Genomic DNA, 22,850 nt, shown 5'->3' on the forward strand with positions numbered 1-22,850 from the left:
TGTTAAGCCTGCCGCCAGCGTTCAATCTGAGCCATGATCAAACTCTTCAATTTAAAGTTTGATGCTCAATAACTGTCTCTGACATATTCAAATGAATCTTCAGTGTCACTTATCAAGACTTAATTTTTTCAGTCCGTAGACTTTTAATTTTTCGTCTCGCAAGTGCCCACACAGATTGTCTGTTTCTTATTTTTAAAGAGCTGACAGCTTCAATTTAACTCCACAATTGCTTGCTTCAGTTTGCTGTCTCAAGGGCTGCGTATACTACGCTACACCTTTTTATTCGTCAAGATCTTTTTTTAAAAAATTTGATCTTGCTCACTAACCACTTTTCCCGCCTGCTTTCGCTGACGCCGTGTCAGTGGATGCGCATTATAGGCACTTCATTTTTTTTAGCAAGCAAAAAATTGGCATTTTTTTTCGTTTGTCTTATATTTGTTCAGATCAATGCTTTTGGCAGTTTTGATTTTCTACAAATATAAATAGGAACATTACGAAAAAACAGATTATTAGCAGAAAAATTGTTGATAAACTCATACGGCAAGCATTATCGCAAAATTATTTATCTAAATGACCAGAATAAAACTAAGGCGCCATATAAAACAGTGAGAATATCTATCAAGCTGCACACCATTTCAAGGCGAAGCGCCGTGTTATGCGATGATATTTTACCGTCTTGGATTGTCTATATAGGTTCAATTGTATAAAAATCAAGCCCTCTACTTACAATATCAATAACGTAAACTGTTTGAGATCAAATCATACGCAGTAACAATTTATTTTTATCATAAGATTTGATCTTTCAATCTATTTTGCTGCTGATCAATAACAAAGAGTGAGGAAACAAAAAACCAGTGCTTCGACTTGAATGCACTGGCTTTTTCGGTCAACTGATAATTATTCTTTAATCGTAGTTGATTTGAATGTAGATCAATGAATCCTATCGACTACCACCAATGAGAAATTTGGCTTTATCTTTGAAAATAAATTTTATTAGATTAGCAATTAGCACACTTATTAATAGTGTTGAGATTAAAAAGCTTATTGCTCCTAAGGCAGCTAGCTCACCATTACCAGTTTTAATGATGTCGCCAAATGGTGAGGCGATAACTTGTTGCTCTAACAATAATATGACAATTTCATGTATAAAGTAGACAGGAAAACTGATGTTAGCCATATAAGAGAAGAATTTATAAACTTTCCCTTCATTTGTTTTATGATTAATACTATCTAAAAAATAGAGTGCTAAGATAAATAAGACAATTTTTTGTAGCGTGTCATAATAAAGGTTTTCTACCCCAAAATAACTAACATAACGATAAGCATAGGGTATAAACAGACACAGGCAGAAAAAGAACATAACCAAAATTAAGTTATCTTTAACCGCTTTCATGATCTTTTCATAATTCTGCTTAATCATCATACCGGTTAAATAAACTGGTCCATAATGTAAGAGATTCAATAATGGCTTAGTAAAGTCAGGTTTAGTAAACATCACAACCCAAAACATGCAAATTAAACCGGCTATAATCAAACTTTTTTTAGACCAAGAATAAAGTAGTGGCCCCATTAAATAGATAATAATTATCATCGGCATAAACCATAAAGGTAAAAGCGCAGTACCAGTTAACATCATTTTAACTATGGCACTAACCATGCTTGTTTCTGTTGATGAATAAAATGGTAAACCGGATAAATATTGATAATGGAAAAAGAAGAAGCAGAATATCGATACGGATATATAAGGACAAACAACGGTTTTAAATTTGGATAAATAGTAGGTTTTAGTATCAAATTTATAAGTGAGATGTTGAAATAAAAAACCGGCGATTAAAACAAAAAAAGTAGTAAAGTTAAATGCAAATAAATTCAAAAAAGAAAACAGATAACTATTAGCAATTAAACCACTATTTTTAAATACCCCTAAGCTGTGGCTAAATACAATCATAATAATTGCTAAACCACGTAATACATGGATAGAATGAATTTTCTGAGCTTTTACTGATGTCATTTTCAAATACGGATAGTTAACAGATTTAATTTGCAATACATTAACACATATTCTTACAGAGAAAACTAGCTTTTACAAAAATAAAAAAACAAAATAAATCTTGACAAAAATAGACTTTAAATCCTTACATTATAATAAATATTTTCGCTTCGCTATTTTGCTAACTTTTTAGCTGCAAATGAACAGATAGGAATAATTTCCCGTTGTTCTTGCTGTAATTTATCAACCACCCGATCTAATAATTTATCAGCAATGCCTTGCCCACGATAAGACGGCTCTATATAAGTATGATTAATCGTTGCTTTATTTTGCCCAATACGAGTAAAGGTCATTTCACCAACTTGATTATCATTTTCATCACAAACATAAAACCGATTTTTATCTTCTAAATAATGTAGTGACATAAGTTCTTTCCTCATTGGCCGTTTTTAAGATTTATCGAGCGACTGCTAAGCTCACAGATGATTAAGAAAGGTAAAGACTACTTTAATATAAACGAATAATTTGCAGAAACGAAGTTTAAATCTAAAAGGTGAATTTTTGCCGATAATAACTTTAGCGCTATAAACTTCAAAATTTCACCTAATTGTTAGTTATATTACTTTGATTAACATTGCTTGAGCAATTTAAAATCAATCAATATTAAAATAAGCGTTTTGCTGTATTATATAAATCCATATCAAATGGTCGTTTCATGGTGTTGATCGCTTCGATAATATCGTGATGTACTAATTTGCCATTTTGTACACCGACACAGCGCCCAGCGTGTCCTTGCTGTAATAATTCTACCGCAAAAGCACCCATACGAGAACCTAAAATACGATCGTAAGGCACTGGTGAGCCACCACGTTGTACATGGCCTAATACTGTTGCCCTGGTTTCATGATGAACGGCCGCTTCAATATCAGCAGCTAGCTTATTCACATCGCACATATGTTCTGTAACAGTGACGATGGCATGTTTTTTCCCTTTTGCAAATCCTAATTTGATCTCTTCAATTAAGTCTTCTTTAGTATAAGAAACTTCAGGAATAATCATAAATTCACAGCCGCCAGCAACCGCTGCATTTAAGGTTAAATCACCACAATCACGTCCCATAATTTCGATAACCGAAATACGGTGATGCGAAGAACAAGTATCACGTAATCTATCAATCGCTTCAACGGCAGTGCTTAGTGCAGTGAAATAACCGATTGTGTAATCAGTCCCACGAATATCATTATCTATTGTGCCTGGTAGACCAATACATGGAAAACCTTCTTCCGTTAATCGCATTGCTCCCATATAAGAACCGTCACCACCAATAACAACTAATGCATCGATTTGATGTTGTTTTAAGTTAGCAATAGCTTTTTGCCTAACTTCTTTATCTTTGAACTCCGGAAATCTTGCAGAACCTAAAAAAGTACCACCTCGAGTAATAATATCCGATACACTCGAACGGTCTAACTGTGTGATTCGATTTTCACAAAGACCTAAATAACCGTCATAAATACCAAAAACATCCAGACCTTCTGTTAGTGCAGTTCTTACTACACCACGAATAGCTGCATTCATCCCCGGTGCATCACCACCACTGGTTAAAATACCTATTTTTTTTATCATACAAAATAACTCCAAATTATTGACTTTTGGCTATTATAGAGTCTTAACAGATATCTAACAATAGAAGATAAAAGCTATTTTGAATGATTTTTCTACTGATTTTTTTCAGTAGGTACAACCGAGAGAGGATCTTGATGAATAATAACTTTTGCCGGAGAGAACTCTTTTGAGATGCTTTTTTCGATAGCATCAGCAATAGCATGCGCTTTAATTAACGGTAAATTATCATCCAGTTCAATATGCAACTGAATAAATTTAACCGGGCCGGCTTGTCTGGTTTTGAGATCATGGAAACCATGCACATCTGAATACATCGCAACAATTTCAGCGATTCTAGTGTTATCACTATCAGGTAATGCACGATCAAGTAGATCTTGAATGGCATTGTAAGCAATTTTACAAGCATTATAAAAAATATAGAGCGATATAAAAAATGCAAAGCCAGCATCGGCATAAGCAACCCCGTACCAACTTAAACATAAAGCAATAACAACAGCAATATTCATAAACAAATCAGAAGAGTAATGCAACATATCCGCTTGTATGGCTTTACTTTTTGTGACTTTAATGACATGTCTTTGATATAAAATTAATGTTGCAGTAAAAACAGTAGAAATAGTTGATACCACAATACCTAGTAACGGCGTTTGAATACTGGTTGGATAGATCATTGATTTGATACTTGATAGCAATAACACCGTTGCAGAGCCGATAATAAAGGTACCTTGCGCTAATGCAGCTAGCGATTCAGCTTTACCATGACCAAAGGTATGATCGTCATCAGCAGGTTTTAATGCATAACGAACTAAAAAGAAATTAAGACCAGACGCTAATAGGTCGATACCGGAATCTAACAATGACGCAAATAAGCTCATCGACCCGGTTAGCCAACAGGTAATTAATTTAATGATTATCAGAAAAGTAGAAATTAAAACAGCACTTAATGTCGCTCTTTTAACTAACTTTTCATACAATGCTGAAGATTGCATGTAATGGCTATTGATAGTTATCGATGCCAAGCGGTAAAACAAGTTGCTTTGCAACTTCCGCCGCTTTTTCAGCCCCTAATAAAGCATCAATGATTTTTAATGCAAAATCAATTGACGTTGCCGGGCCTTGACTGGTGATCACTTTGTGTTTTACATCAAAATAAGCTCTATCAGATTTCCAATGTTTAAATGCATCTTTAGTCGTCGGATAACCGGTCATGTATGCATCAGGAAGTAAATTATGATATTGGAACACCATTGCTGGTGATGCGCAAATCGCAGCGATAATGTTACCGGCTTGATGCGTCTGTTTTAATTTTTCAATCAGCGCCGGGCAATCTCTGAAATTTTCAGCGCCTTTTAAGCCGCCCGGTAAAATCACAATATCAAAATTAAGGTCTTTAACTTCGTTAAATGTTTTTTGCGCTAAAATTGTTACGCCTCGTGAACATTTAACTTCACGTGTTTGGGAGATACTGGCATCGGTCACTTCAATGCCAGCACGGGTTAAAAGGTCAATAACAGTCACTGCTTCTGTTTCTTCACAGCCTTCTGATAAAAAGATTAATGCTTTTTTAGTCATTATTACACTCCTTTTAACCCTAATGATTTAACACAAATTTGACAGCGCAAAATTATTCGCATCTTTCAATTTTGGCCCCTAACTTTCTTAATTTGTCTTCTATATTGTCATAACCACGATCGATATGATAGATACGATCAACAATAGTTAAGCCATCGGCAATACAACCGGCTAACACCAAACTAGCTGACGCACGTAAATCAGTTGCCATAACTTGAGCGCCACTAAGTTTTTCAACGCCATGAGTGATTAAGGTATTACCTTCGATTTCAGCTCTTGCACCCATACGAATAAGTTCAGGTACATGCATAAATCGATTTTCAAAAATGGTCTCTTTAATAATACCGGTACCTTGTGCAACCATATTAAGTAAAGAGAATTGTGCTTGCATATCAGTTGGAAAGCCCGGATGTGGTGCGGTATGGATATTAACCGCTTGAGGTTGTTTACCTTGCATATCTAAACAGATCCAATCATCACCGGTTTGGATATCTGCACCGGCTTCTTTTAGTTTTGATATGACGGCGTCAAGTAAACTAGGATCGGTATTACGACAAGTTATTTTACCTTTTGATATGGCTGCTGCAACTAAAAAAGTACCAGTTTCGATACGATCAGAAACAATTTCATGCACTCCGCCACCTAAACGTTCAACCCCTTCAATCTCAATACGAACAGTACCGGCACCTGTTATTTTCGCGCCTAAAGTATTTAAAAATTTAGCTGTATCCACAATTTCAGGTTCACAAGCAGCATTTTCAATAATGGTTTTACCTTCTGCTAATGTAGCTGCTGACATAATTGTCACAGTCGCACCAACACTGACTTTATCCATTACAATATGTGCGCCTTTTAATCGACCATCGACTGATGCTTTAACATAGCCTTCATCAAGGGTTATGGTTGCCCCGAGTTGCTGTAAACCGGTAATGTGTAAATCAACGGGTCTTGCACCTATCGCACAGCCACCGGGTAATGAAACCTGTCCTTGACCAAAACGAGCAACTAATGGTCCTAAAGCCCATATCGATGCACGCATTGTTTTAACTAAATCGTAAGGTGCGCAATAGTTATTAAGTTGGCTTGCATCAAGTTTAATGGAGCCATTACGTTCACACTTCACCCCTAATTGACTTAATAAAGCTAAGGTCGTATCAATATCTTTTAATTTAGGAACATTTTGTAACTCAACAGGATCTTGCGCCAAAATTGCAGCAAATAAGATAGGTAGTGCCGCATTTTTAGCACCAGAAATAACAACTTCGCCATTTAAAGATGTTGGGCCGATTACGTGAAACTTTTCCATTATTAACTCGTTATTGTAAAAAATTGTCGGTATTATAAAAGTTATTTTAAGATAGATAAATGCATTTTATTAAATATATTGTTATCTTTAGGCTTTAAATAAGTTACAACAAATATAAATGATATAAAATAACGTATTTAACCATGGTTACTGTTAATCAATGATTGACTCTAATTAATTGACATTTTATAGTGAAATGTCTTTAGTTGAATAATTTTGCTAGTTTATAAGAAACTAAAAAGTTATCATTCATAATATTATGCAATAAAACTTTACTGAGTAAGAGAAAACCTATGTTTGATTCAATTGCCAAAGCAGGAAAATATCTCGGTCAAGCAGCTAAACTCATGGTGGGCATTCCCGATTATGATACCTATGTGCAACATATGAAGTTGACGCATCCCGATCAGACCCCAATGACTTATGAAGAGTTTTTCAAAGAGCGGCAAGATGCTCGTTACGGCGGTAAAGGTGGTTTTAAATGCTGTTAACCGTTGAGAGATAAGTAATGACAGACCAGATCCCTTCTTCTTTTTTACTGCCCGTCACTTTACTAACTGGTTTTCTCGGTTCCGGTAAAACAACGCTGATCAATTATCTGTTGAAACATCATCATGATGAGAAAATAATCATCATTGAAAACGAATTTGGTCCGGTCAACCTTGATAGTGAATTATTAAATACCAGCACAGATATTCAAATTGTCGAAATGACAAATGGCTGTATTTGTTGTACTGTGCAAGGTGAACTTACCGAAGCGCTACATCAATTACATGTTCAACGAGCCAGCGGAGAGCTGCAATTTGATCGGCTTATTATTGAAACAACAGGCCTTGCCGATCCCGCACCGATTATTCAAACGTTTTTTATTGATGATTTAATCCGTCAAACCATTGAACTTGATGCAATTATTACTCTCGTTGATGCCCAACATATTACTCAACAGTTAGATGAGCACCGTGTTGCGCAATCACAAATCGGATTTGCCGATCGCATAATTATCACAAAAACAGATTGCATTGATGATGTGCAAAAATCTCAAGTATTAAATAGAATCAATAAAATTAATAATAAAGCACAAATTTTTCAAGCCATTAAGGGGGAAATCCCCAAATCACAATGGCTAGACATTCATGCTTTTGATTTGAACGATGAGCTTAATATTAATCAAGGCTTTTTTGTCATCAACCCTTCAAAAAATCAAGAAGTTAATTTCAAATCTATCCCCTATGCCAAACCGTCTAACGCTTGGAATGATAATATCTGTTCTTATCTGTTTGAAGCCGGAGAACTTGATCTTAAAAAGATTGGCAGTTTTATGGAAAGTTTAGTCGAGCAGTACGGAAATGACATGTTACGTTACAAAGGGGTGTTGGCAATTAAAGATAATGAACAACGTTTGATTGTTCAAGGTGTACATAAAGTGGTTGGATTTGACTATGGCTCACCATGGCAAGATCCAGCGCAAAAAGTGTCTCGCTTAGTGGTGATTAGTCGTAAATTACCATTTGAAACCTTAAATGAAGCATTTTTAAAAACGGTTGCCAATTAACACTTTGATTGAAAAAGCACATTTAATATTTGGTTTTTATACTGAAACGTAGGGTATTTCTGAAAGTTCTTGACAAAACTAACGAATCTCATCAATCATTGTACGAATAAACACATTTTGCAATAAATTGTGTTAATATAAGCGCCATTCAAAAGCTCAAAACTAACGAAATAAAAGCATGGATTACGATATTGCAATTATTGGTCTTGGACCAGCCGGCAGTACACTAGCGCGTCTACTTAGCTCATCTTTCAAAGTTATTGCATTAGATAAAAAACATCAAACTGGTGATGAAGGGTTTCATAAGCCATGCGGTGGATTATTAGCCGATGATGCACAAAAAGCTTTTGTCAGACAAAATTTAAATTTACCAAAAAGTATTTTGACCGATCCTCAAATCTTCAGTGTCAAAACATTTGATTTACAATCAAAACTTGTGCGTAATTATCAACGCAGTTATGTCAGCTTTGATAGGCACAAATTTGATCTTTGGTTGAAATCTCTCATCCCGGAAAATGTCACGGTTCTACATAATACATTATGTAAAGAAGTGAGAAGAGTCATTGATGGCTATCAAGTTACTTATCAAGACGAAAATAAAGTAGAACATAACATCACCGCACAATATGTTGTCGGGGCTGATGGTGCTAATTCAGTTGTCCGAAGAATGCGTTATCCAAATCATTCGATAAGGCAATATGTTGCCATTCAACAATGGTTTGCTGAAAAAAATCCGCATCCTTTTTATTCATGTATTTTTGATAATGCGACCACTAATTGCTATGCCTGGAGCATTTCTAAAGACGGATACTTTATTTTTGGTGGTGCCTTTGCCAAAAAAGAAGCCAATGAACATTTTGAGTTATTAAAAGAGAAATTAACTCAGCAAGGATTTGTTTTTGGTGAGCCATTAAAAACCGAAAAATGTTTAGTCGTTTACCCAAATCGATTCCGTGATTTTTATACCGGTAATGAAAACATATTTCTAATCGGCGAAGCCGCAGGATTTATCAGTGCCAGTTCGTTAGAAGGTATTAGCTACGCGCTTGATAGCGCTGAAATTTTAAGCAAAATATTCAATGATCGGCACCCCAAACCGAATAAACGTTATTATCAAAAAACCATGCCACTACGCATCAAACTGTATAGCAAAATCATTAAGGCCAAATTTTTAACCACACCATTATGGCGTAAATTAATCATGGCAAGCAAAATCCAACACATAAATACAATAAAGTAATTAGTAACACGTGTTAGCAGTTCACTCTGTCAAATAGTAATGAAATAAAAGGAAATAATGAGTATGTTTGATGTAAACGATCTGATTCGTTTTAATCACGAATGGTCAGAAAAAATAGAATTAGAAGATCCGGATTTTTTTAAACAGCTTGCAATTGCTCAAAATCCTAAGTTTTTATGGATTGGTTGTTCTGATAGCCGAGTCCCTGCTGAAAAGCTGATCAAATTAAAGCCCGGCGAATTATTCGTTCATCGTAATGTCGGTAATTTAGTCATTCACACCGACTTAAATTGTTTATCAGTCGTACAATATGCGGTTGATGTGCTTGAAATAGAAGACATTATTGTATGTGGTCATTTAGGCTGTGGTGGTATTCGTGCGGCGGTTGAAAATCCGGACTTAGGCTTGATCAATAATTGGTTATTGCATATTCGTGATTTATGGTTTCGTTACAGTTCGTTAATTGGTGAATTTCCGGCTAATATCCGTATGGATATTTTGTGTGAACTAAATGTTATTGAACAAGTCTATAACCTTGGCCATTCAACCATTATCCAATCGGCTTGGCAACGAGGAAAGAAAATCAACTTACATGGCTGGGTTTATGGTATTGATAATGGCAAGATCACCGATTTACACATCAGCTCATCCAGCAGTGAAAATTTAGAAATCAATTATCGTGAAGCGATTTCTTACCTGTTAAATCTACACAAATCACAACAATAATTTTAGGATGGATCTTTAAAACGGTAGATGACTTGATTGCTACTTCCTCGCCATAATAGCCTTGGATCGGCAAGTTCTTGCACAAACTTGCCATCGATAAGTACATCAATATAAGGAATAACCGCTTGTTGTTCAGCGGTTAATTCGTCAAGTTTATACCCTGTCCATAACCAGATATCTTTATTCTCACACTCAGATTTCACCCGTTTAACCAATTTTAATATTGCCGGGACATTTTGCGGATGCAACGGATCACCGCCGGAGAGGGATAACCCTTGACGTTTAATTTCGGTGTCTTGTAAATCTTTAATAATTTGATCTTCAAGTGATTGTGTAAATGGCGAACCAGAATTTAATCCCCAAGTACTTTTGTTATAGCAGCCGGGACACTGATGTACACAGCCTGCTACAAAAAGTACACAGCGAGTCCCTTCGCCATTAACCACATCGACTGGATAGTAACGATGATAATTCATAAGTTTTTCATGAATAATTAGCCAATTTGACCATTATTTAAGTGTTTTACTCGTCGTTTCACTTCTTCTTGCTTGCCAGCATTAAACGGACGAGCATCAGGACTACCTAAATAACCACAAACACGACGAGTCACAGAGACCTTTGATGAATCATGATTGCCACAACTAGGACAAACAAATCCTTTGCTGGTACATGAAAATTCACCCGTAAAACCGCATTCATAACACTCATCAATCGGAGTATTAGTACCATAATATGGAACACGAGTATAACTATAATCCCATACATCTTCTAATGCTTTGACATTATTGATCATATTTGGGTATTCGCCGTAGCAAATAAAGCCACCGCTGGCAACGGGTGGATAAGGTTTTTCAAACTCGATCTTCTCGTATGGATTAACCTTTTTCTCAACATCAAGATGAAAACTATTTGTATAGTAACCTTTATCCGTCACGCCCGGTATGACACCAAATTCAGCCGTATCTAACCGACAAAAGCGATCGCATAGATTTTCACTCGGTGTACTATATAAACTAAAACCATATCCGGTTTCGGCTTTCCATTGTTCAACAGCTTTACGCAGATGTTCAACAATTGCCACACCTTTAGCTCGTAATGTGTCATTATCAAACGGATGTGTTTGGTTGCCATAAAGTGCATTTAAGGTTTCATGAAGCCCGATATATCCTAACGAAATTGATGCACGACCATTTTTGAAGATTTCAGAAACGCTGTCATCCTCTTTTAGCCTTACGCCACATGCCCCTTCCATATATAAAATAGGTGCAACACGGGCTTTAACACCATCAAGACGAGCGATACGCGTCATAAGTGCTTTTTTGCAAAGTGCAAGACGTTTATCTAATATTTCCCAAAAACGCGTTTCATCACCTTTAGCTTCAATAGCGATACGTGGTAAATTTAAGCTAATTACGCCCAGATTATTTCGCCCATCATGAATTTGCTCGCCGTCTTGTTCATAGACGCCTAAAAAGCTTCGGCATCCCATTGGCGTTTTAAATGAACCGGTGACTTCGACAACTTTATCGTAATTCAAAATATCCGGATACATACGCTTACTTGCACACTCTAAGGCAAGTTGTTTGATGTCATAATTTACATCACCTTGTTTATGATTTATGCCATCTTTAATCGCAAAAACCAATTTTGGGAATACGGCGGTTTTATGATTTTTACCTAAACCTTGAATACGGACTTTTAAAATAGATTCTTGAATCAAGCGTGATTCCCAGCTTGTTCCCAAACCAAAACCAAACGTCACAAATGGCGTTTGACCATTAGCAGTATGTAACGTGTTGACTTCATACTCTAAAGATTGGAAAGCATCATAACACTCTTTTTCGGTACGACTTTCAGCATAAGCTTCCGGATTTGGAATATCCCATTGTTCAGCAATTTTTTTATGTTTTTGATAACTGATTGTGACAAATTTTGCCAAAATCTCATCAATACGATTAATGGTTGTGCCACCATAAATATGGCTTGCAACTTGCGCAATAATTTGTGCGGTTACTGCTGTGGCTGTCGCAATCGATTTTGGTGGTTCGATTTCGGCATTCCCCATTTTAAAACCATTTGTTAACATGCCATCTAAATCGATTAACATACAGTTAAACATTGGGAAAAAAGGCGCATAATCTAAATCATGATAGTGAATTTCACCGCAATCATGAGCATGAGAAATATCTTTCGGTAATAAATATTGTTTAGCATAGTGCCTTGCAACAATTCCAGCGAGTAAATCACGCTGAGTTGGGATTACTTTGCTGTCTTTATTAGCGTTTTCATTTAAAATAGCGACGTTACTTTGTTCAATCAACCCTCGAATATCTTGATTTAAACGACTGCGCTCTTCACGAGCACGATCACGATCATGACGATATTCAATATAAGTTCTGGCTAGTTTTTTATAAGGACCTGACATCAACTGATTTTCAACAGCATTTTGAATTTCATTAATATCGACACTGTCTCGTTCTGCCATTTGATTGGTAACAACTCGAGCGACAGCTGCACAATAATCAGGATCTTGAACGTTAGCTGCAACAGCAGCTCTGACAATAGCATCTTTAATTCGAGTCTCATTAAACGCAGTTTGACAGCCATCTCGTTTGATTACAACAGGCATATATACTCCCCTCAACATTCATTAATAATTAGCGCTTGGCATAGGCTTGGTATCAACATAAATATTCATTGTAATTATTGAGAACAATTCATTTTTTGTCAGAATATTTGGTTTTACTTGATAAAGACCAGGATTTTCACATCGCTTAAACAACACTATATATAGTGGATATAAATGAATTATACACCATATATTGTGCTTTTCTAGATTTTTTAATAAATAAATTTGCTTGACAACGCTAAAGCTAATCGCCGCCAGTATTTTTTTTCATAGCGAAAAAATAAACGACATAAAACAGATTAATCAAGAAAAGATAACTGAATTAGAGTGCAATTTTCATTGCACTCAATTTGAAAAGTTCAATAACAAAACAACACTATTTATGACTCAATGTTTAACCAATCAGTATGGAAAACACCTTCTTTGTCGATTCGTTTATAAGTATGTGCACCAAAATAATCCCGCTGAGCTTGAATCAAATTAGCGGGTAGCACAGCTGAACGATAGCTATCGTAATAAGCTATAGCTGAAGATAATGTTGGTACCGGGATCCCTTGTTGAACAGCTAAAGACACAACATCCCGTAACGATTGTTGATAAGCTTCAACTGTTTGGCAAAAATAAGGGGCAAGCAGTAAATTATCGATGTGATTATCAGCCGTATATGCATCGGTAATTTTTTGTAAAAACTGAGCACGTATAATACATCCGGCTCTAAAAATTTTAGCTATCTCGCCATAATTAAGTTGCCAATTATAGTGCTGTGAAGCCGCTTTTAACTGTGAAAAGCCTTGCGCATAAGAGATGATTTTACCCATATATAGCGCTTTACGCACTTTCTCTATTAACGCTTGTTTATCACCCGTAAAAGCAACCTGTTTTGGACCTTTTAAAATATTCGATGCCGCAACGCGTTGCTGTTTAATGGCTGAAATATAACGTGCAAAAACCGACTCAGTTATCAATGATAAAGGTTCACCAAGATCTAAAGCGCTTTGGCTTGTCCATTTACCGGTACCTTTATTCCCAGCGGCATCTAAGATTTTATCAATTAAATAATCACCATTTTCATCTTTAAATCTGAAGATATCAGCGGTAATTTCTGTCAGATAGCTATCTAATTCGCCTTTATTCCAATCCGCAAAGACATCAGCAAGTTCATCATTAGTCAAACCGACGACATGTTTTAATACCCAATAGCTTTCAGCAATCAGCTGCATATCACCATATTCAATACCATTATGTGCCATTTTGACATAATGACCGGCACCATCGGGACCAATATAAGTTACACATGGCTCACCATTTACCGTTGCGGCAATTTTCTCTAAAATTGGGGCAACTAATTCGTATGCCTCTTTTTGACCGCCTGGCATGATAGATGGTCCTTTTAATGCACCTTCTTCACCACCAGAGACACCTGCACCAATAAAGTTAAACCCTTCATCAGAAAGCATCTTATTGCGGCGAATGGTATCTTCAAAATAGGCATTACCGCCATCGATAATAATATCACCTTTATCTAATAGTGGTCTTAATTCATTGATAACAGCATCAGTACCTTTACCAGCTTGTACCATAATTAAGATTCGGCGAGGCTTTTCTAAAGAGTTAACAAAATCTTCAATGGTAAAATAAGGAACCAAGTGCTTATCAGAATGTTCAGCCATGACTTGTTCTGTTTTATCTTTAGAACGATTATAAATCGAGACAGAAAATCCGCGACTTTCAATATTCAGCGCTAGATTTCGCCCCATAACGGCCATTCCAATAACACCGATTTGTTGTTTAGACATGATTTGGCTCCTTAATTTAATCTCAAATAACCCTGTTAATAAGGTTGTTTTTACAACATCTTTAATTTAAAAAGTTCTATAAATTATAAATTACGCTATATTTTGCCACAAAAAAAGCCGTATCAGTATATAACACGGCTATTTTTCATTACTTTAATAATATTTTGTACTGACTGCGCAAATCATGAACGCTTCATCATTTCAAAAAACTCGTCATTGGTTTTAGTCATGGCAAGTTTATCGATTAAAAATTCCATTGCGTCAATCTCACCCATTGGGTTAAGAATTTTGCGTAAGATCCACATTTTTTGCAGTTCATCAGGTGAGGTCATTAAATCTTCTTTACGCGTACCGGAACGGTTAAAGTCAATAGCAGGGAATACACGGCGCTCAGCAATTTTACGCGATAAATGGACTTCCATATTACCCGTACCTTTAAACTCTTCGTAAATAACTTCATCCATTTTAGAGCCGGTATCAATCAGCGCAGTAGCAATAATGGTTAAGCTTCCGCCCTCTTCGACATTACGGGCAGCACCAAAAAAGCGTTTAGGACGATGTAAAGCATTTGCATCTACACCACCCGTTAATACCTTACCAGATGAAGGAATAACAGTGTTGTATGCACGTGCCAAACGAGTAATTGAATCTAATAAAATAATGACATCTTTCTTATGTTCGACAAGACGTTTTGCTCGTTCAATTACCATTTCAGCGACTTGAACATGGCGAGCCGCTGGCTCATCAAATGTTGATGCAACAACTTCACCTTTCACTAATCGTTGCATTTCGGTCACTTCTTCCGGGCGTTCATCAATCATTAAAACAACTAATTCACATTCAGGATGATTGACCGCTAAACTTTGTGCAATATTTTGTAGCAACATTGTTTTACCCGCTTTAGGTGGGGCCACAATCAAACCACGTTGACCTTTACCGATAGGCGATGCTAAATCAAGAACTCTGGCTGTAATATCCTCAGTTGAGCCATTTCCGCGTTCCATGCGTAATCGAGAGTTGGGGTGAAGTGGAGTTAAGTTTTCAAAAAGAATTTTATTGCGGGCGTCTTCAGGTTTATCATGATTTACTTCATTAACTTTTAATAAAGCAAAATAACGCTCACCTTCTTTCGGTGGTCTAATTTTACCGGCGATGGTATCACCCGTTCTTAAATTAAACCGTCGAATTTGGCTAGGAGAAACATAGATATCGTCCGGACCTGCTAAATAAGAACTATCGGCCGAGCGTAAAAAGCCAAATCCATCTTGCAAAATTTCCAGCACACCATCACCAAAGATATCTTCTCCACTTTTGGCATGTTGTTTTAAGATTGCAAAGATAATGTCTTGTTTTCTAAGGCGGGCAAGGTTTTCAAGCCCCATTGTTTTTTCCCCAAGCGCTACAAGCTCAGAGACAGAAGTGTTTTTTAATTCAGTTAAATTCATAATTTTAAAAATTCTTGAGGATAAAATTGATATGTTTGCAATTACTGCTAAATTTGTATATTTCTTTCATTTACTTATAAAAAATTCTCTTTCTAACAATTCACAAACTTAATCTATTGTTAAACTTTTGATGATAATTATGTGTATAGGTTTATAGAATTTTCACCACTTTACCAAGAAAAACAAAGGATTGCTGAAAGGGGTTCTTGTAAGAAGCTAGCAATGTACACTAAAAAAACGGGCATGTCTATATTAAATTATAGATTTTGCCCATTTTTAAGCGAAATAGTGTAGAAAAACAAAATAAGCGTAACAATAATTACGCTTATTTTATTGTAATGGTGGATAGAATAAGAAACTAAAGTTGGGCATCAATAAAGCTTTTTAGCTGTGCTTTAGATACAGCACCTACTTGTGTTGCGACCACTTTACCGTTTTTAAAAATTAATAAAGTGGGTATTCCACGAATGCCAAATTTAGGCGCAATATTTGGGTTTTCTTCGACGTTTAATTTGGCAATAACAATCTTATCACTATATTCTGATGCAACTTCTTCCAAAATTGGGGCAATCATTTTACATGGTCCACACCACTCAGCCCAAAAATCCACTAAAACAGGTTTTGTTGATTCGTTGATAGTTTTATCAAAAATACTTTCTGAAAGTGCAACGATATTATGACTCATAGTCGTAATCTCCAATAATATAAATTTTATGGTTTTAATGTTAGGACATTTTACCGCTCTGTGCTAGTAATTATTTTAATAGGACATAATTATTAGTGATGCACTAGCTGTTAATATGTTATAATCGAAAAATTCTGATAATTATCTTTGACAACCACAATGATTCAATCATATCTTACAAAAACGACTTTTAGTCAGTTTCCTTTACATCCTTTAGTTATCAAAGCACTTGAAAAAAAGGGTTTTACTTATTGTACGCCTATTCAAGAACAAACGTTACCTTTTACTACAAAAGGTATTGATATTGCAGGACAAGGGCAAACAGGAACAGGCAAAACTATCGCTTTTTTAGCCTCAACCTTTAGTCACTTATTGAATCACCAACCGCTTGCTGATCATAGTATTAATCAACCTCGAGCAGTTATTATTGCGCCTACCCGTGAATTAGTTGTACAAATTTACAATGATGCGCAAATATTATCTGAGGAAACCGGTTTAAAATTAGGTCTTGCTTATGGTGGCGATGGTTATGATAAACAATTAAAAATGCTATCAGCAGGTGTGGATATTTTGATAGCCACTACCGGACGATTAATCGATTATGCTAAGCAAAATTACATCAATCTGGAATCGATTCAAGTTGTGGTGTTAGATGAAGCAGATCGGATGTTTGATTTAGGATTCATTCGTGACGTTCGTTGGATTTTCAGACACATGACACCACCACAAAAGCGCTTAACAATGCTCTTTTCAGCAACCTTAACCCATAACGTACGTGAACTTGCTTTTGAGCATATGAACAATCCACAATATGTAGAAGTTGAGCCCGAACAAAAAATCGGTCACCGTATTAAAGAAGAGCTGTTTTTCCCTTCTAACGAAGATAAACTGGCTTTGCTACAGACCCTTATTGAGGAAGAGTGGCCTGATCGTTGTATTGTATTTGCTAATACCAAAGTTGCTTGCGAAAAGATTTGGCGCCACTTAGTCGCTGACGGTCACCGTGTTGGATTACTAACCGGTGATATCGCACAAAAAAAACGGCTATCGATTCTTGAGCAGTTCACTCGCGGTGATTTAGATATTTTAGTGGCAACTGATGTTGCTGCACGTGGTTTACACATTCCAAATGTAACACATGTATTTAACTATGATCTGCCTGATGATTGTGATGATTATCGACATCGGATTGGCCGTACCGGCCGAGCGGGTGCTGAAGGCTATTCTATTTCATTGGCTTGTGAACGTTATTCACAGAATTTACCTGCAATTGAAAAAGCTATCGATCATGCCATTCCGGTAAGCCAATATGATCCTAATGCGTTGCTAACCAATTTACCTGTACCTAAAACATTTAAAAGAACAACACGAAGAAGAACGTCATAAAAAGAAGAACCTCAGAAATAGTTACAACGTTAGCTAAAAACAATTAAATACCATCACTAAGGTGCTTATGCCTGTGATGGTATTATCTTAATCAACAATTAATTATAAGCTATTAATACCTACTCTTTTTTTTCTAAAAAAGATTGGTAATCTTTTTCAATTTCTTTGATTAATGTTTCAGATAACGATGCAACATGCCGACCATTTAGCGAACCATATAACGTAAATAACAGATTGCTTGAAATATCTGGTTTTTTATTCTTTATTCGGTAAAAAGCTTCTAAATATCCGATTTCGATAAATTTTTCTAAATCTGTAATCCCAACACTGTACAACAATTTTTCCAATGAAAAAGTAATATTCGGTAGTGATTTAATACGCTTCTGTTTTTGTTCTTTTTTTTCATGCAGATCAAGTTCAGCATATTCAATTACCATTTTTACAATGGGAAGTAATTTTTGATGATCTTTCAACAAATCATCGCTAACTTTATAATAGTCAAGCTGCTTAGTTGCAATCCCTGCAGGTAAATTTAAAGGTTGCATGCCCAATTCAATAAAAATTGAGCGATAAAAAGCGTGCCCTCGTAAATAAAAATTTTGTTTATCAATCCAACCAAACATGATCTGTTTGCTGTTAATGCTAAACCCACCAAAAAACGTTTTAATCGACACATCTTCAAGACAAGAAAATTGTTTTAAGATTTCATTTGCAAATATAGAACTCATAATTTACTTCCATTTAAACTTAATAAAACAAATAACTTACATAAGTTACTACTCAATTTAAACTATCTTAAAATTTCTAATCCACAAACTATTTTTTTTATAAATTCATCATTATGGGATCTTCCTTCCATAAATGAATATAAAAAATATTTGTGCTTGATAAATTGAATTTTTGTGGGGCTAAATTCATTTATGATATTTGGTTGTTTATTAAGTAGACTGTTCTTAATAAATCTTTAAAAAGAAAAGCTGCTTTTACATTGTTATTCTGCTTAAATAATAATACAATCAGTACTTATTCGTTTAATGGTGCTTTTTTGTCAGATATAATCAATATGATCAAAAACCTTATTACTTTATTTTTTGTGTTTTGTTCATTTATCGCTTCAGCCGATAAAGTACCGTTAATAGAGTCACTAGCGCTTTGCTCGCCTGAGTTTTTTAAGGATGTTTATGCATCGAAAGATGAATTGAAAGCGCATACTAATATTGAAGTTTTTAATCAAAATCAAGCTTATATTCCTGTTGAAAATCGCGCCGATACAACCAAAAACTATATTTACTTTAAAACCCCAATTTTATATAAAAATCTTAAGATTATCGGTTATTATGATAGCGCAATGAATCTGGATAAAATGGGTAAATACTATTTTTGGGGATTTATTATTGATAATGATATCGAGCAGATTAAAGATGCTTTAAATTTTCTCAATTGGAAAAATATGGAAGATAATTTGCTCTATATTGCTAATCCAATGATTCGCAACATCAACGATGATATTCAAGTTTGGCGTAAAAACACTGGCGCCGTTGTTGGTGTTAAAACCATTCCAGCACCGAATACCACTGAAAAACTACTGTTACTTGAGAAAGGTGATAATATGCGCCTTCTAATCTGTTCTATTCAAGGGGTTGTAACCCAAGAGTTACTTAAACAGGAAAGACCGGATATTCGCTACTAAGTTAAATAGCGGATTCATCCATTTCCCCGGTACGAATTCGTATCACTTGCTCCACGTTGTAAACAAAGATTTTACCGTCACCGATCTTGCCTGTTTGAGCCGTTTTCATAATTGTTTCAATGCACATTTCTAAAATATCATCAGGCACAATAAGTTCAATTTTAACTTTAGGTAAAAAATCGACCATATACTCTGCACCACGATAAAGCTCGGTATGCCCTTTTTGGCGACCAAAACCTTTAACTTCTGTGACTGTCATACCGGTAATACCTTGATCGGCTAGTGCTTCTCGAATGTCATCGAGTTTAAATGGTTTGATGATAGCTTCAATTTTTTTCATAGTTTTGCCCTTAATTCGAGATTACCAGTTCTTAAATCCAAAAGCAGATGTAATTGGATATCGTCTGCCTTTACCAAAGTTGCGTGCTGTAATTTTTGGTCCTACCGCTGACTGGCGCCGTTTATACTCATTAATATCCACCAATTTAATGACACGTCTTATTGTTGATTCATCATAACCTTGCTCAATAAGTTGTTCAACGGAAAGATCCTGCTCTACATAACCTTTTAAGATACCGTCTAAAATATCATATGGCGGTAAGCTGTCCTCATCTTTTTGATCAGGTGCAAGCTCTGCTGAAGGAGGACGGGTGATCACTCTTTGTGGAATTACATAAGAACGAGAATTACGATATTTTGATAACGCAAAAACCATTGTTTTTGGCACGTCTTTAAGTACATCAAAACCACCAGCCATATCGCCATAAAGTGTTGCATATCCGACCGACATTTCACTTTTATTACCGGTTGTTAGTACTAATCGACCACGCTTATTCGAAAGCGCCATTAAAATAACACCCCGACAACGTGCTTGTAAATTTTCTTCTGTTGTATCTTTTCGGGTACCTGCAAACATTGGGCTTAAAGATGACATAAATGCATCAAACATTGGTTCGATCGATATAATATCAAATTCAACGCCTAAAATTTCGGCTTCTTCTTTAGCATCAGCAACGCTGATATCAGCGGTATAACGAAACGGCATCATCACCGCTTGAACTTTATCTTTACCTAATGCATCAACAGCAATAGCTAGTGTTAAAGCTGAATCTATACCACCTGATAGCCCTAAGACAGCACCGTTAAAACCATTTTTGGTGATATAATCTCGCGTTGCCAGTACAAGCGCATCATAAACAGACGCAAGCACATTATCTTCTTGGCTATCAATTGCTTTATAAGCTTGCCCTAATTGAAAACGAGCGACTTGCTCTTCAAAAGATTTTAATTGGCAAACGATATCGCCATGCTCATTACAAACAAAAGAGTCACCGTCAAATATCAGCTCATCTTGACCACCGACTTGATTGACATAAACAATCGGTAATTGTGTTCTTGTTGCATGGCGCTTAACCAGTTCATGCCGATATCTTGGCTTCTCAATATCATAAGGGGAAGCGTTAACGGTAATGATAATATCCACTTGCGCTGAACTTAGCTGATCAATCGGTTCATCTTGCCAAAGATCTTCACAGATCAATAATCCCAGTTTTTTTCCTTTAAAATCGACAACACAACTTTGATTACCTGCGGTAAAGTATCGTTTTTCATCAAATACATCATAATTTGGTAAACACTGCTTATGGTAACAAGCCAATTGTTTGCCATTTGAAAATAATGAAAGAGCATTATAAATATGTCCGTCTTGCCAATGTGGATGACCCACAATAACTGCGCACTGCTTACTTGCTTGCAAAATAGAGTCTAACGCTTTTTGACAACGATCTTTGAAATCAACACGATAAATTAAATCTTCCGGCGGGTAACCACAAATTGCCAGCTCAGAAAACACAATAAGATCATCAGCGGTATGGTTGTGCATCAGCTCAATAATTTGTTGGGTATTTGTTTCAATATCGCCAACACGCCAGTTTTTTTGCGCTAAAACAATAGATAAAGACATATAAAATTCAACATCGCTTTTAAAAATTGGCATTAATTTTAAATGATTCTATGTTGCGCTGCCACATTTTTATCGCTAACATGCAACAATATATCGACTTTGAATTGTCCGGAAATCATCATGCAAAAGATCTTAAATGTTGCCCTCGAAAACCGCAGTTATCCTATTACTATCGGTGAAAACCTCCTGTCCCAGTTTCAACCATTTAAACTCAAAGCAGGTCAACGAGTTCTTATTGCAACCAATGAAACTATCGCCCCATTGTATTTAGCTACGTTAACTGAAATGTTGGAAAAAAACGGCATTAAAACAGATTCTGTAATTGTTCCTGACGGTGAAAAATATAAAACCATGGAAACATGGAATACCATGCTAACTGCCTTATTAGCTAATAATCATACCCGTAGTAGCACACTTATTGCGCTCGGTGGCGGTGTGATTGGCGATGTAGCGGGATTTGCAGCCTCTGCTTATCAACGTGGTATCAAGTTTATTCAAGTTCCAACAACGTTACTTTCACAGGTTGACTCCTCTGTTGGCGGTAAAACGGCTATTAATCATCCGTTGGGAAAAAATATGATTGGGGCATTTTATCAACCGCAATCTGTTGTCATTGATCTTAATTGCTTAAAAACCTTACCTCAGCGTGAACTGTCAGCCGGTTTAGCTGAAGTGATCAAATATGGCATTATTTTAGATAGTGCGTTTTTTAGCTGGTTAGAGCAGCACATTGATGATCTATTAAATTTAGATGTCAATGCATTAAGCTACTGTATTTATCGTTGCTGTGAACTTAAAGCGCAAGTTGTCGCCGCTGATGAAACTGAACAAGATATGCGAGCAATTTTAAATCTTGGCCATACTTATGGTCATGCAATTGAAGCTGAACTTGGCTACGGTAATTGGTTACATGGTGAAGCAGTTAGTGTGGGAATGGTTATGGCAGCTCAGACTGCTGCCCTATTGGGTAAGCTTTCTGTAACGGATATTGATCGCATCAAAAATTTACTGATTAAAGCGAAGTTACCGATTACCAAACCGGCGCAAATGTCAATTGAGTCCTATATTCCGCATATGCTTCGTGACAAAAAAGTCTTGTCTGGCAAACTTAGATTGGTTATTCCAACTAAAATTGGTCATGTGGAAGTGATTGACGGCATAGATAAAACTATCGTGTTAGAGTCAATTGCACGTACTTAAACGCTACGTTGAAATTAGCTTATCTGCAATAAAAAAAACAGGAG

21 protein-coding genes are annotated in these 22,850 nt (G+C 36.0%); 7 read left to right on the forward strand and 14 right to left on the reverse strand.

Annotated features, from left to right (window positions below; genetic code table 11):
* Positions 1 to 940: 940 nt before the first annotated feature.
* From J3U37_RS06085 to murA, 6 genes are all read right to left on the reverse strand, one after another.
* Positions 941 to 2,011, reverse strand: a complete 1,071-nt coding sequence (locus J3U37_RS06085) for an acyltransferase (RefSeq protein ID WP_267373838.1) — start codon at positions 2,009 to 2,011, stop codon at positions 941 to 943.
* A 152-nt stretch (positions 2,012 to 2,163) separates the two neighbouring features.
* Positions 2,164 to 2,415 (reverse strand): GNAT family N-acetyltransferase, encoded by a 252-nt coding sequence (locus J3U37_RS06090; protein WP_267329489.1) that lies wholly within the window; start codon positions 2,413 to 2,415, stop codon positions 2,164 to 2,166.
* 238 nt (positions 2,416 to 2,653) lie between these two features.
* Positions 2,654 to 3,616 carry a 6-phosphofructokinase gene (gene pfkA, locus J3U37_RS06095; protein WP_220218747.1) on the reverse strand — a complete coding sequence of 321 codons (963 nt, stop codon included), beginning with the start codon at positions 3,614 to 3,616 and terminating at the stop codon, positions 2,654 to 2,656.
* A gap of 92 nt (positions 3,617 to 3,708) precedes the next feature.
* Positions 3,709 to 4,605 (reverse strand): cation diffusion facilitator family transporter, encoded by an 897-nt coding sequence (locus tag J3U37_RS06100; protein WP_220218746.1) that lies wholly within the window; start codon positions 4,603 to 4,605, stop codon positions 3,709 to 3,711.
* A gap of 7 nt (positions 4,606 to 4,612) precedes the next feature.
* Positions 4,613 to 5,188 carry a DJ-1 family glyoxalase III gene (locus tag J3U37_RS06105; RefSeq protein WP_267336142.1) on the reverse strand — a complete coding sequence of 192 codons (576 nt, stop codon included), beginning with the start codon at positions 5,186 to 5,188 and terminating at the stop codon, positions 4,613 to 4,615.
* 52 nt (positions 5,189 to 5,240) lie between these two features.
* Complete coding sequence (murA, locus tag J3U37_RS06110) at positions 5,241 to 6,494, reverse strand: UDP-N-acetylglucosamine 1-carboxyvinyltransferase (protein ID WP_220218744.1); 1,254 nt, start codon at positions 6,492 to 6,494, stop codon at positions 5,241 to 5,243.
* Between the two features lie 293 nt (positions 6,495 to 6,787).
* Here murA and J3U37_RS06115 point away from each other — a divergent pair, with 293 nt between their 5' ends.
* From J3U37_RS06115 to can, 4 genes are all read left to right on the forward strand, one after another.
* Entirely contained in the window at positions 6,788 to 6,985 is a 198-nt protein-coding gene (locus J3U37_RS06115) for a YbdD/YjiX family protein (protein WP_220218743.1), read from the forward strand.
* Positions 6,986 to 7,002: 17 nt separating this feature from the next.
* Positions 7,003 to 8,046, forward strand: coding sequence for a CobW family GTP-binding protein (locus J3U37_RS06120; RefSeq protein ID WP_267373841.1), 1,044 nt, complete (start codon positions 7,003 to 7,005; stop codon positions 8,044 to 8,046).
* Between the two features lie 178 nt (positions 8,047 to 8,224).
* Positions 8,225 to 9,286 carry an FAD-binding protein gene (locus J3U37_RS06125; protein ID WP_220218741.1) on the forward strand — a complete coding sequence of 354 codons (1,062 nt, stop codon included), beginning with the start codon at positions 8,225 to 8,227 and terminating at the stop codon, positions 9,284 to 9,286.
* Between the two features lie 63 nt (positions 9,287 to 9,349).
* Positions 9,350 to 10,012 carry a carbonate dehydratase gene (gene can / locus J3U37_RS06130; RefSeq protein WP_220218740.1) on the forward strand — a complete coding sequence of 221 codons (663 nt, stop codon included), beginning with the start codon at positions 9,350 to 9,352 and terminating at the stop codon, positions 10,010 to 10,012.
* Between the two features lie 2 nt (positions 10,013 to 10,014).
* On the opposite strand, the gene nrdG is transcribed toward can, so the two are convergent.
* The 5 genes from nrdG to trxA form a co-directional block, all read right to left on the reverse strand.
* A complete protein-coding gene (nrdG, locus tag J3U37_RS06135; RefSeq protein WP_267329484.1) occupies positions 10,015 to 10,488 on the reverse strand; it encodes an anaerobic ribonucleoside-triphosphate reductase-activating protein in 474 nt (157 codons plus the stop codon).
* A 17-nt stretch (positions 10,489 to 10,505) separates the two neighbouring features.
* Positions 10,506 to 12,641 carry an anaerobic ribonucleoside-triphosphate reductase gene (gene nrdD / locus J3U37_RS06140; protein WP_220218738.1) on the reverse strand — a complete coding sequence of 712 codons (2,136 nt, stop codon included), beginning with the start codon at positions 12,639 to 12,641 and terminating at the stop codon, positions 10,506 to 10,508.
* A gap of 380 nt (positions 12,642 to 13,021) precedes the next feature.
* Positions 13,022 to 14,437 (reverse strand): NADP-dependent phosphogluconate dehydrogenase, encoded by a 1,416-nt coding sequence (gndA, locus tag J3U37_RS06145; protein WP_267329483.1) that lies wholly within the window; start codon positions 14,435 to 14,437, stop codon positions 13,022 to 13,024.
* Between the two features lie 182 nt (positions 14,438 to 14,619).
* Positions 14,620 to 15,882, reverse strand: a complete 1,263-nt coding sequence (gene rho / locus J3U37_RS06150) for a transcription termination factor Rho (RefSeq protein WP_220218736.1) — start codon at positions 15,880 to 15,882, stop codon at positions 14,620 to 14,622.
* Between the two features lie 358 nt (positions 15,883 to 16,240).
* The gene (gene trxA / locus J3U37_RS06155) at positions 16,241 to 16,567 is read right to left on the reverse strand and encodes a thioredoxin TrxA (RefSeq protein ID WP_220218735.1); all 327 of its coding nucleotides are present in this window, start codon (positions 16,565 to 16,567) and stop codon (positions 16,241 to 16,243) included.
* Between the two features lie 159 nt (positions 16,568 to 16,726).
* On the opposite strand from trxA, the gene rhlB reads away from it, so the two are divergent.
* Complete coding sequence (gene rhlB / locus J3U37_RS06160) at positions 16,727 to 17,953, forward strand: ATP-dependent RNA helicase RhlB (RefSeq protein ID WP_220218734.1); 1,227 nt, start codon at positions 16,727 to 16,729, stop codon at positions 17,951 to 17,953.
* 119 nt (positions 17,954 to 18,072) lie between these two features.
* Here the strand turns inward: rhlB and J3U37_RS06165 are convergent, their stop codons facing one another.
* Complete coding sequence (locus tag J3U37_RS06165; protein ID WP_220218733.1) at positions 18,073 to 18,681, reverse strand: TfoX/Sxy family protein; 609 nt, start codon at positions 18,679 to 18,681, stop codon at positions 18,073 to 18,075.
* Between the two features lie 317 nt (positions 18,682 to 18,998).
* Here J3U37_RS06165 and J3U37_RS06170 point away from each other — a divergent pair, with 317 nt between their 5' ends.
* Complete coding sequence (locus J3U37_RS06170) at positions 18,999 to 19,643, forward strand: hypothetical protein (protein WP_220218732.1); 645 nt, start codon at positions 18,999 to 19,001, stop codon at positions 19,641 to 19,643.
* Between the two features lies 1 nt (position 19,644).
* Here the strand turns inward: J3U37_RS06170 and glnB are convergent, their stop codons facing one another.
* On the reverse strand, positions 19,645 to 19,983 hold the full coding sequence (gene glnB / locus J3U37_RS06175) for a nitrogen regulatory protein P-II (protein ID WP_065586186.1): 339 nt from the start codon (positions 19,981 to 19,983) through the stop codon (positions 19,645 to 19,647).
* Positions 19,984 to 20,004: 21 nt separating this feature from the next.
* On the reverse strand, positions 20,005 to 21,639 hold the full coding sequence (locus J3U37_RS06180) for an NAD+ synthase (RefSeq protein WP_416379990.1): 1,635 nt from the start codon (positions 21,637 to 21,639) through the stop codon (positions 20,005 to 20,007).
* Between the two features lie 87 nt (positions 21,640 to 21,726).
* Between J3U37_RS06180 and aroB the strand changes: the two genes are divergently transcribed.
* Positions 21,727 to 22,806, forward strand: a complete 1,080-nt coding sequence (gene aroB / locus J3U37_RS06185; protein WP_267329480.1) for a 3-dehydroquinate synthase — start codon at positions 21,727 to 21,729, stop codon at positions 22,804 to 22,806.
* The last annotated feature ends 44 nt before the right edge of the window (positions 22,807 to 22,850 follow it).

The sequence above is a fragment of the Gilliamella sp. B3172 genome (assembly GCF_026536465.1).
In the GTDB taxonomy this organism is placed as follows: domain Bacteria; phylum Pseudomonadota; class Gammaproteobacteria; order Enterobacterales; family Orbaceae; genus Gilliamella.